8 protein-coding genes are annotated in these 9,834 nt (G+C 71.0%); 5 read left to right on the top strand and 3 right to left on the bottom strand.

Annotated features, from left to right (window positions below):
- Positions 1-738: IS701 family transposase (locus ABT078_RS31020; protein WP_502981398.1), on the bottom strand; the 738-nt coding region annotated here is incomplete at its 3' end.
- Between the two features lie 374 nt (positions 739-1,112).
- A complete protein-coding gene (locus ABT078_RS31015) occupies positions 1,113-1,733 on the bottom strand; it encodes a MerR family transcriptional regulator (protein WP_351233569.1) in 621 nt (206 codons plus the stop codon).
- A 167-nt stretch (positions 1,734-1,900) separates the two neighbouring features.
- On the opposite strand from ABT078_RS31015, the gene ABT078_RS31010 reads away from it, so the two are divergent.
- The 4 genes from ABT078_RS31010 (at position 1,901) to ABT078_RS30995 (ending at position 5,613) form a co-directional block, all read left to right on the top strand.
- Positions 1,901-3,430 (top strand): flavin-containing monooxygenase, encoded by a 1,530-nt coding sequence (locus tag ABT078_RS31010; protein WP_351233559.1) that lies wholly within the window; start codon positions 1,901-1,903, stop codon positions 3,428-3,430.
- Positions 3,427-4,356, top strand: a complete 930-nt coding sequence (locus ABT078_RS31005) for an alpha/beta fold hydrolase (protein ID WP_351233557.1) — start codon at positions 3,427-3,429, stop codon at positions 4,354-4,356. The genes ABT078_RS31010 and ABT078_RS31005 overlap by 4 nt, the downstream gene beginning before the upstream one ends.
- Positions 4,353-5,243, top strand: coding sequence for an SDR family oxidoreductase (locus ABT078_RS31000; RefSeq protein ID WP_351233555.1), 891 nt, complete (start codon positions 4,353-4,355; stop codon positions 5,241-5,243). The genes ABT078_RS31005 and ABT078_RS31000 overlap by 4 nt, the downstream gene beginning before the upstream one ends.
- A 97-nt stretch (positions 5,244-5,340) precedes the next feature.
- Positions 5,341-5,613 (top strand): hypothetical protein, encoded by a 273-nt coding sequence (locus ABT078_RS30995; protein WP_351233567.1) that lies wholly within the window; start codon positions 5,341-5,343, stop codon positions 5,611-5,613.
- A 210-nt stretch (positions 5,614-5,823) separates the two neighbouring features.
- Here ABT078_RS30995 and ABT078_RS30990 read toward each other — a convergent pair whose 3' ends face one another.
- Positions 5,824-9,081 carry a S41 family peptidase gene (locus tag ABT078_RS30990; RefSeq protein ID WP_351233554.1) on the bottom strand — a complete coding sequence of 1,086 codons (3,258 nt, stop codon included), beginning with the start codon at positions 9,079-9,081 and terminating at the stop codon, positions 5,824-5,826.
- A 160-nt stretch (positions 9,082-9,241) separates the two neighbouring features.
- Here ABT078_RS30990 and ABT078_RS30985 point away from each other — a divergent pair, with 160 nt between their 5' ends.
- The gene (locus ABT078_RS30985; protein WP_351233552.1) at positions 9,242-9,817 is read left to right on the top strand and encodes a TetR/AcrR family transcriptional regulator; all 576 of its coding nucleotides are present in this window, start codon (positions 9,242-9,244) and stop codon (positions 9,815-9,817) included.
- Positions 9,818-9,834 lie beyond the last annotated feature (17 nt).

The raw sequence follows: 9,834 nt of genomic DNA, 5'->3' as shown, positions 1-9,834 counted from the left end.
CTGGTCGGGTGCCTGCTCGAAGACCATGTCGATGCGCGGGCCGGCCAGGGAGAACTGGGACTTGGGGACGGCCAGGACGTAGCCGACGCCGGATGCTTCCAGCATCCGGCGGAAGCGGTTGTCCTGCCCGTAGGCGGCGTCCGCCGTTACCCAGGCGATCGGCAGCGGCGAGGCCAGCGCTCTGCGGACGATTGTTGCCGCGAGGGTGTTCTTGGTGGCGAACTCGCGCTCGTCGGGGACCTTGGCGGCGCGGCAGCGGTCGCGGTCCTCGGTCCAGGACTTGGGCAGGTAGAGCTCCCTGTCCACCAGGGCGCGGCCGACCGCGCTGGCGTAGGCGGCGAAGACGCCGATCTGGCAGTTCTCGGTGCGGCCGGCGGTGCCGGAGTATTGCCTTTGGACTCCGGCGGAGGTGGTGCCCTTCTTCAGGAAGCCGGTGTCGTCGATGATCAGTACCCCATCGGGACGGCCGAGGTGTTCGGCGACGTAGGTCTGCAGGTCATTGCGGATGTCGTCGGGGTTCCAGCGGGCGCGGGAGAGTAGGCGCTGCAATCCGTCGGGGGTGGCGTGGCCGGCATGTTCGGCGAGCTGCCAGCTGTTTTTGCGAGCCACCGGGGCGAGTAGTGCGCGCACGTAGTCCCGCATGCGGCGGCGTGGTTCGACGCGCCCGAAGTGGTGGCCGATCGTGGTGAAGAGGCGGTCCAGGTCGCGGTCCCAAGTCTCGGCTGCCTGTTCGGTGATCACGATCCGAGGCTTCCCCGACCCAGGACGATCTTGCCGTCGTGGGCACTCCTTCGAGGGGCGGGCGAGCAGAAGCCGTCCGTGACGGCATCCTGCCCGCTACACTCCCACCGCTCGACGTTTCCCCAGGTCAAGCCACGAAGTACTGCTGGAGTACTAGGGCGGTCCGGCCGCCGGGTCCGCGTCCGCGGCGCCTGCGGCGGGCGCTGTGCGGCGGAGCCGCCGCACGGCGACGCGGCCCCGCCCCTTCCGGCCCGGGTTGGGCCCCCGGCCCTTGAGGAAGGCCGGACCGTGCGTTCGGCCCGCGTGTCCGTCATCGCGCGCCGGGCGGGCAGGTGCGGGTCGGGGTGTCCGTCCTCAAGTGCCGGGCGGGGTCATGGCTCGTGGCGCAGGCGGCGGTCGAGGGCCATGGAGAGTTCCGCGTCCACCACGCTCTTCGCCAGCGGGCGGAGGCGTTCGATGTCGTCGTCGGCGGCGTGGGTGCGCAGGAGGTCGGTGAAGAGGGAGGCCAGGGCCTCCGCGTGCACCCGGACCTCGCGGCCGGCGGCCAGGACGGCGGCGAGCGGGACGCCCTCCTTGACCAGGGCGGCGGAGACGTCGAGCAGGCGGCGGCTGATGTGGACGATCTCTTCGCCGTCGGTGGCGAGATAGCCGAGGTCGAGGGCCGCGGCGAGGTTCTCGGGGGTGACCTCGCCCTCGAAGTGGTCGGCGAGTTCCTCGGGGGTGAGACGGACCGGGGTCTCCTCGGTCGGTTCGCCGAGGCCCAGGACCTCGCCCACGTCGCGGCCGCTCTCGAACGCGGCGGCGAGGTCGGCGATTCCGCTGAGGGTGTGGCCGCGTTCCAGCAGGGCGGCGATGGTGCGCAGGCGGGCAAGATGGTGGTCGTCGTACCAGGCGATACGGCCTTCCCTGCGCGGTGGCGGGATCAGTCCGCGCTCGCGGTAGAAGCGCAGGGTGCGCACCGTGATGCCGGCCGCTTCGGCCAGCTCCTCCATGCGGTACTCGCGTACTTCTGCCACAGCCGAAGCCTATGTTGTACCGGCGGTAACTTGTTTGGTTCGACCCCTACCGCTCAGTATGCGGAGGCTCTACTCTCCCCACCATGCCAGTGATTGCTGGCAAGGTTCAGCGGAGTCACGGGAATCCTGCGGGAGGCGGCGTCATGGGCCAGCAGTACGAGCACGTACGAGTGGCGGTGATCGGATCCGGTTTCGGTGGCCTCGGCGCGGCCGTCCGGCTTCGCCGCGAGGGGATCACCGACTTCGTCGTCCTCGAGCGGGCGGACTCGGTCGGCGGGACCTGGCGGGACAACAGCTATCCCGGGTGCGCCTGCGACGTACCGTCCCACCTCTACTCGTTCTCGTTCGCGCCCAACCCCGACTGGCCGCGCACCTTCTCCGGCCAGGAGCACATCCGGGCGTACCTGGAGCACGTCACCGACACCTTCCGGCTCCGGCCGCACATCCGCTTCGGCCACGAAGTGACCATGATGCGCTGGGACGGCGACGAGCTGCGCTGGGAGATCGAGACCTCCGGCGGGACCCTGACCGCGGATGTCGTGGTCTCGGCGACCGGGCCGCTGTCAGACCCGAAGGTCCCCGAGATCCCGGGACTGGCCGAATTCCCCGGCAAGGTCTTCCACTCGGCCCGCTGGGACCACGACTACGACCTGCGCGGCAGGCGGGTCGCGATGATCGGGACCGGCGCGTCCGCGATCCAGATCGTGCCCGCGATCCAGCCGGAGGTCGGGAAGCTGACGCTGTTCCAGCGCACCCCGCCGTGGGTGATGCCGCGCATGGACCGCCGGGTCACCGGAGTCGAGCGCTGGCTGCACAGGCAGCTGCCGCTCACCGGGACCGCACGCCGCGGACTGCTCTGGGGCATCAGGGAGTTGCAGGTCAGCGCGTTCACCAAGCGACCGAACCAGCTCGGGCTGATCGAGTCCCTCGCCAAGGCCAACATGGCCAAGTCCGTCAAGGACCCGGCGCTGCGGGCGAAACTGACCCCCTCGTACCGCATCGGCTGCAAGCGGATCCTGCTCTCCAGCGACTACTACCCGGCGCTGGCCCGGCCCAATGTCGACGTGGTCGCGTCGGGGCTGACCGAGGTGCGCGGCTCGACGGTCGTGGCGGCCGACGGGACGGAGACCGAGGTCGACGCGATCATCTTCGGCACCGGATTCCATGTCACCGACATGCCGATCGCCGAGCGGGTCGTGGGCGCCGACGGGATCACGCTCGCGGAGGCGTGGAAGGGCGGCATGGAGTCACTGCGGGGCGCGACCGCCGCCGGGTTCCCCAACTGGATGACGATCATCGGACCCAACACCGGCCTCGGGAACAGCTCGATGATCCTGATGATCGAGTCCCAGCTGAACTACATGGCCGACTATGTCCGGCAGTTGGGCGTCCTCGGGGGCCGGGTCGCGCTCGGCGCACGGCCGTCCGCCGTCGGGGCGTGGAACCGGCGCGTGCAGGAGCGGATGAAGCGCACGGTGTGGAACACGGGCGGCTGCACCAGCTGGTACCTGGACGCGAGCGGCCGCAACACCACCATCTGGCCCGGGACGACTGGGGAGTTCCGGCGCGAGACACGGCAGGTGGACCTCGCGGAGTACGAGGTGATCCGCCCGCCCCGGCCCCGTGAAGCGACTGGGACCGTCGCCGCGACCGTGGGGGAGGAGAGCGCATGAGCCGGCTCATGAAGAGGTCCGTGGGAGCGGCACCCGCCCCGCCCGTCGCCGCACGCGAACTGACTGCCGTCTCCGCCGACGGCGCCCGTATCCATGTGGAACTGCACGGACCCGAGGACGCCCCCGCCGTGGTGCTCTCCCACGGCTGGACCTGCTCCACCCACTTCTGGGCGGCGCAGATACGGGACCTGGCCACCGATCACCGCGTGATCGCGTACGACCAGCGGGGGCACGGCCGTACGCCTGCCGTCGCGAAGGGCGGGCACAGCACGCAGGCCCTCGCCGACGATCTGGAGGCCGTGCTCGCCACCGCGCTCGAACCCGGCACGAAGGCGGTGCTGGCCGGCCACTCCATGGGCGGGATGACGCTCATGGCGGCGGCAGGCCGGCCGAAGTTCGCGGAGCACGCCGCCGCCGTGCTGCTGTGCAGCACCGGCGCTTCCCGGCTGGTCGCCGAGTCTCTGGTGGTCCCGATGCGGCCGGGCCGGGCACGCACCCGGATCACCCGCGCGATCCTCGGCTCGCGCGCCCCGCTGGGCCCGGTCACGCCGCTCTCCAAGCGGATCCTGCGGTACGGGACGATGGGCCCCGGCGCGGCACCGGAGAGGATCGCCGAGTGCGCCCGGATCGTCCACGCCTGCCCGCGCCCGACCCGGGTGGCCTGGGCGCACGTACTGGCCGAGCTCGACCTCGACGCGGGCGTACGGGAGTTGACCGTGCCCACAGCCGTCGTCGCGGGAACAGCCGACCGGCTCACCCCGATCGTCCACGCCCGCGCGCTGGTGGCCGCCCTGCCCGAGTGCGTCGGCCTCGTCGAGCTCGCCGGTACGGGGCACATGACGCCGGTGGAGGCTCCGGAGGCGGTCAGTGCCCGGATCCGTACGTTGGTGGACGTGTACCTGAAACAGAAGGAGACGGCCGTATGAGCAGGGTCAGCCTCGACGGACAGGTCGCCGTCGTCACGGGTGCGGCGCGCGGCATCGGCGAGCTCCTGGCCCGCAAGCTGTCCGCGCGCGGGGCGAAGGTCGCGCTCGTGGGTCTGGAGCCGGAGGAGCTGAAGGCGGTCGCCGGGCGGCTGCACACCGACTGCGACCACTGGCATGCCGATGTCACCGACCACGAGGCGATGGCCCGGGTCGCGCAGGAGGTCAAGGGGCGCTTCGGCAAGGTCGACATCGTCGTCGCCAATGCGGGAGTCGCGGCGGGCGGGCCCTTCGCGGAGTCCGATGCGCAGGCGTGGCGGCGCGTCGTCGAGGTCAATCTCGTCGGTGGCGCGGTCACCGCGCGGGCCTTCCTGCCCGTGCTGATGGAGAGCCGGGGCTACTTCCTGCAGATCGCCTCGCTCGCCGCGATCACCCCGGCCCCGATGATGACGGCGTACTGCGCGTCCAAGTCGGGTGCGGAGGCGTTCGCGCACTCCCTGCGGGCCGAAGTCGCGTACAAGGGCGTCAAGGTGGGGGTCGGCTATCTGTCCTGGACGGACACGGACATGGTCCGCGGCGCCGACCAGGACGACGTGATGCGGGAGTTGCGGCAGCGGCTGCCGTGGCCGGCGAACCGTACGTATCCGCTCGGGCCGGCCGTGGACCGGATCGTCGCCGGGATCGAGCGCCGCTCGGCGCATGTGTACGCGCAGTGGTGGCTGCGCGGGATGCAGTCGATGCGGGGATATCTGCCGAGTCTGATCGCGACCGTCGGACAGCGCGAGATGCGGCGCTTCGAGCCCCGACTGTCGGGGGTGAGCAAGGGGCTGGTGGGCGCCGGCGGCGCCGCCGACGAGCAGGAACAGAGCGGGCGTACGCAGCGTAACTGATCGAAATGCGAGCTATGTCCGTGCATGCCAGGCTGGTCGAGGCCCCGGGGGCCTGCAAAGGCCCCTCACCTCTCACACCCTTCTAGGAGTGAACCAGATGGGCATCCAGGAGCAGTTCAAGGACAAGGCGGGTCGTCTCGCGGAGCAGGGCAAGGCGATGGGCAACGCGAAGGACGAAGCGTCGCAGCGCTCTCAGCAGCGTTCGCAGAAGCAGCACGCGCCGCAGGGGCGGACCCAGCAGAAGTCGCCGCAGGAGCGTGCTCAGCAGCGCTCGCAGCAGCAGGGTTCGAAGCAGCGTGAGGCGAACGACGAGACGCGCCGCCTCCAGCGGGAGGCCGATGACCGCTTCGACCGGGACCACGACGCCTGACGTCCGAGGCTGAGGAAGGGGCGCACTCCGTGCACGGGGTGCGCCCCTTCCGCGTGCCGTGTTCGCGGCGTGCCGTGTTCTTTTGTGCGTGACGGCCGGCCTTTGTGCGTGTGGGTCGGTGTGCGTGATGGCCAGAGAGTCAGGCCCGCGAGTCAGCCCGTGGAGTCTCAGGCCCGTGGAGTCGGGCGGAGTCGAGTCAGGCCCGTGGAGTCAGGCCCGCGGCGGGAGCTTCGGCCGACGGCGGTCCGGGACCTTGTCGTAGCCGGGCGGGGTCGCCGCCGGATGCTGTTCGAGGCGGTCGAGGGCGACCTGGACCGCGGTCTCCAGATCCGTGCGCTTGCCCTCGGCCCAGTGCAGCGGCGGCCGCTCGGCGAAGATGTCCGGGTCCACGCCGTGGTTCTCGACGGACCAGCCGTACGCGTCGAACCACGCCGCGTTCATCGGTACCGTGATCACCGTGCCGTCCCCGAGCCGGTGCCGCCCGGTCATGCCGACGACACCGCCCCAGGTGCGCTGACCGACCACCGGGCCGAGGCCCAGCAGCCGGAACGCCGCAGTGATCATGTCGCCGTCCGACGAGGTGGCCTCGTCGGCGAGCGCGACGACCGGGCCGCGCGGTGCGTTCGATGTGTACGAGACGGGCCGGGCGTTGCGCGTCAGGTCCCAGCCCAGGATCGGGCGGATCAGCTTCTCGATGACCAACTCGCTGATGTGACCGCCCGCGTTGCCGCGTACGTCCACGATCAGCGCCGGGCGGGACATCTCCTTCCGCAGATCACGGTTGAACTGGGCCCAGCCCGAGCCGCCCATGTCCGGGATGTGCAGATACCCGCACTTGCCGTCGCTGATCTCCCGTACGACCTCACGGCGCTTCGCGATCCAGTCCTGGTAGCGCAGGGGACGCTCGTCCACCAGCGGCACGATCGCGACCCGGCGCGGCGGGCCCTCGCCGTCGGGCGGCTGGAAGGTGAGCTCCACGGTCGTGCCGCCCGCCGCCGCCAGCAGCGGATACGGGCCGGTGACCGGATCCACGGGCAGCCCGTCCACATGCGTCAGCACGGCACAGTCGCGGATGCCCGTTCCGGCGAGCGGGGAACGCGCCTTGGAGTCGGACGAGTCACCGGGCAGGATCCGTCTGACGACCCAGCCCTCGTCCCGGTGCGCGAGGTTGGCGCCCAGCAGCCCGATCGCCCGCTGGTAGTGCGGCGGCCCCTCGTTGCGGCGCGCGGGGGTGACGTACGCGTGCGACGTGCCCAGCTCGCCGAGCACTTCGCGCAGGAGATCGGCGAACTCGTCGGGGGACGCGACCCGTTCGACCAGCGGACGGTACTGCTCCAGCACGCCGTCCCAGTCGATTCCGCACATGTCCGGTTCCCAGAAGTACGCGCGGATGAGCCGCCCCGCCTCCTCGTACGCACCCCGCCACTCCGCCGCCGGATCCACTTCGTGCATGATCCGGCGCAGGTCGATGTAGACGGTGGAGTCGCTGTCGCCGGATTCGGTCGCGGGCACCGCCCGCAGGTCCCCGTCGTCGACGACCACCAGCCGCGTACCGTCGCCGCTCACCGCGAACGAGTCGAGATGCTGGACGAGTTCGGTCTTACGGGCCTTCGTGATGTCGAAGTACTCCAGCGTCGGCCGGGGCGAGGGATCTGCGGGGTTGGCGAACGTCTCGCCCAGCGCGCCCGAGATCGGCCAGCGCAACCAGACCAGACCGCCGCCGTGGACGGGGTGCAGCGCCGAGTACTTGGACGCGGACACCGGGAAGGGCGTGACCCGGCTCTCCAGGCCCTCCACCTCCACCATGGTCGCGCCTTCGCCGATCTCGGCCTCCACCGGATCGAGGCCGCCGGCCGCGGGACGCCCGTCGGGCAGCAGCGCGAAGGGCGACGGGGTCGCGGACGACAGCGGCACCAGATAGGGCCGGCAGCCCAGCGGGAACGACAGGTCCCCGGTGTGCACGTCGTACACCGGGTCGAAGCCGCGCCACGACAGGAAGGCCAGATAGCGGCCGTCGCGGGTGAAGACGGGGTTCTCGTCCTCGAAGCGGCCGTTGGTGACATCGACGATCGTGCGGGGGCCGGGCCCGTCGAGCCGCGCCATCTTGATCAGCCGCAGCGAGCGTCCGATGCCCGGATGCGACCAGGTCAGCCAGTTTCCGAGGGGTGAGAAGGCGAGGTCGCGCACCGGCCCGTTGTCGGACCGGATCAGCTCCGTCACCTCGCCGTCGGACTCCTCGTCCGCGTCGATGAGCAGCAGCCGCCCGTCGTGCGAGGCGATGGCGAGGCGCTCCCCTGCCGGGTCCGACTTCAGCTCGAGCACCCGGCCGACCTTTCCGGAGGCCAGCCGACGCGGTGCCCGGTCGCCGCTCGCCCGCGGCAGATACGCGATCTCGATCGCGTCCTCGCCCTCGGCATCGGTGACGTACGCGACCTGGCCGCCGCTGCCCAGCATCTCGGGGAGCCGCACCCGCACGCCCGGGGTGTCGGTCATCGTCCGGGCCGGGCCGTCGCGGTGGGTGAGCCAGTACAGGCTGCCGCGTACGGAGACGGCGCTGGCGCGGCCGGTCGTGTCGACCGACAGCCCGTCGACGTTGCTGGCGGCCGGGACCTGGTACCGCCGTCGTCCGGCGCGGGGGCCCCCGAGCCGTACGTCCAGCTTGCGCGGCTCCGCGTCCGGCCCCAGGTCGTCGACGATCCACAGGTCGCCCGCGCACTGGTAGACGATCCGGCGCCCGTCGCTGGAGGCGTGCCGGGCGTAGAAGGCGTCGTGGTCGGTGTGGCGGCGCAGGTCCGTGCCGTCGGGGAGGCAGGAATAGAGGTTGCCGACGCCCTCGTGGTCGGAGAGGAAGGCGATGCGGCCGTCCACGAACATCGGGCAGTCCAGATGGCCGCCGATGTCCGGCAGCAGTCGCTCCCCGTGCAGATACAGCCGTCCCATCGCCCCGCCCCGGTACCGCTTCCACGCAGCCGGCTCGTGTGGCGGCTTGCCGGTGAGCAGGAGCGTGCGGTGGCAGCCGTCGATGTCGGCGACGGAGATGTCCGCGACCGGGCCCCAGGGGAGGCGTTTGCCTGGGTCGCCGTCCGTGGACACCTTGTAGGCCCAGGAGAAGTACGAGAACGGCTGGCCGTGCGAGGAGACGGCGAGAATGTTGCCGTCCGGGTCCCAGCCGCAGACCCGCGTGTCGGTCGACCCCCAGTAGCTGAGCCGCCGCGCGGGGCCGCCGCCGACCGGCGCGAGATGGACCTCGGGGTCGAGGCTGCGCCAGGTGGTGAAGGCGATGTGGCGGCCGTCCGGTGAGAAGCGGGGGTGGCCGACCCGGGTCCGGTCGACGGTGACCCGCCACGCGCGGCCCGGGATCTCGCCTTCGGGGACGAGGGGGGCGATCCACAGATCGTCCTCGGCCGCGAAGCACAGCAAGTCGTCGTGCAGATGCGGGAAGCGGAGATACGCGACGTCTTCTCTCACCCCCCAATGCTTTCCGTGCACGCAGGGCCCGGCAACTTGTGGAGGGGACTTCCGCCCGTGGACGCCGCTGTGGCCCAGGACACGTACGAAACGGTTTCGTTTCGCTGGGCGCCGGGGTATCTTCCTACTGTACGAAACCGTTTCGTTCGGAAGGTCGGTCATGGCACGCAGCAGACTCACGCCGGAGCGCGAGGCCGAGCTGTACGAAGCCGTGCTCGACCTGCTGCGCGAGGTCGGCTACGACGCCCTCACCATGGACGCCATCGCCGCCCGCACCCGCTCCAGCAAGGCCACCCTCTACCGCCAGTGGGGGAGCAAGCCGGAGTTGGTGGCCGTGTCGCTGCGGCACAGCAAGCCGGTGGACGTCTCGCAGATCGACACCGGCAGCCTGCGCGGCGACTTCCTCGAGATGGTGTCGCAGACCGACGACTGCCAGATGGAGCGGGACACCGCGCTGATGCGGGGCCTCGCGCGGGCGGTCCACGAGAACGACGATCTGCTCCAGGCGCTGCGTGAGCTGTTCATCGAACCCGAGATGACCGGCCTCGACGCGATGCTGCAGCGGGCGATCGACCGCGGCGAGATCTCCGCGGACAACCCCGCAGTGAAGTTCGTGTCGCACATGCTGGTCGGCGCCTTCGTGGCCCACCCGCTGATCAAGGACCAGCCCATGAGTCAGGGCTTCCTGCGCGACTACATCGATGCGGTGGTGCTCCCGGCACTGGGTGCCCGGTGACCGCGGCCTGCTGTTCG

It is taken from the genome of Streptomyces sp. NPDC002133 (assembly GCF_040296405.1).
Taxonomy (GTDB): Bacteria; Actinomycetota; Actinomycetes; order Streptomycetales; family Streptomycetaceae; genus Streptomyces.
This window is presented reverse-complemented; position numbering and strand designations above follow the sequence as displayed.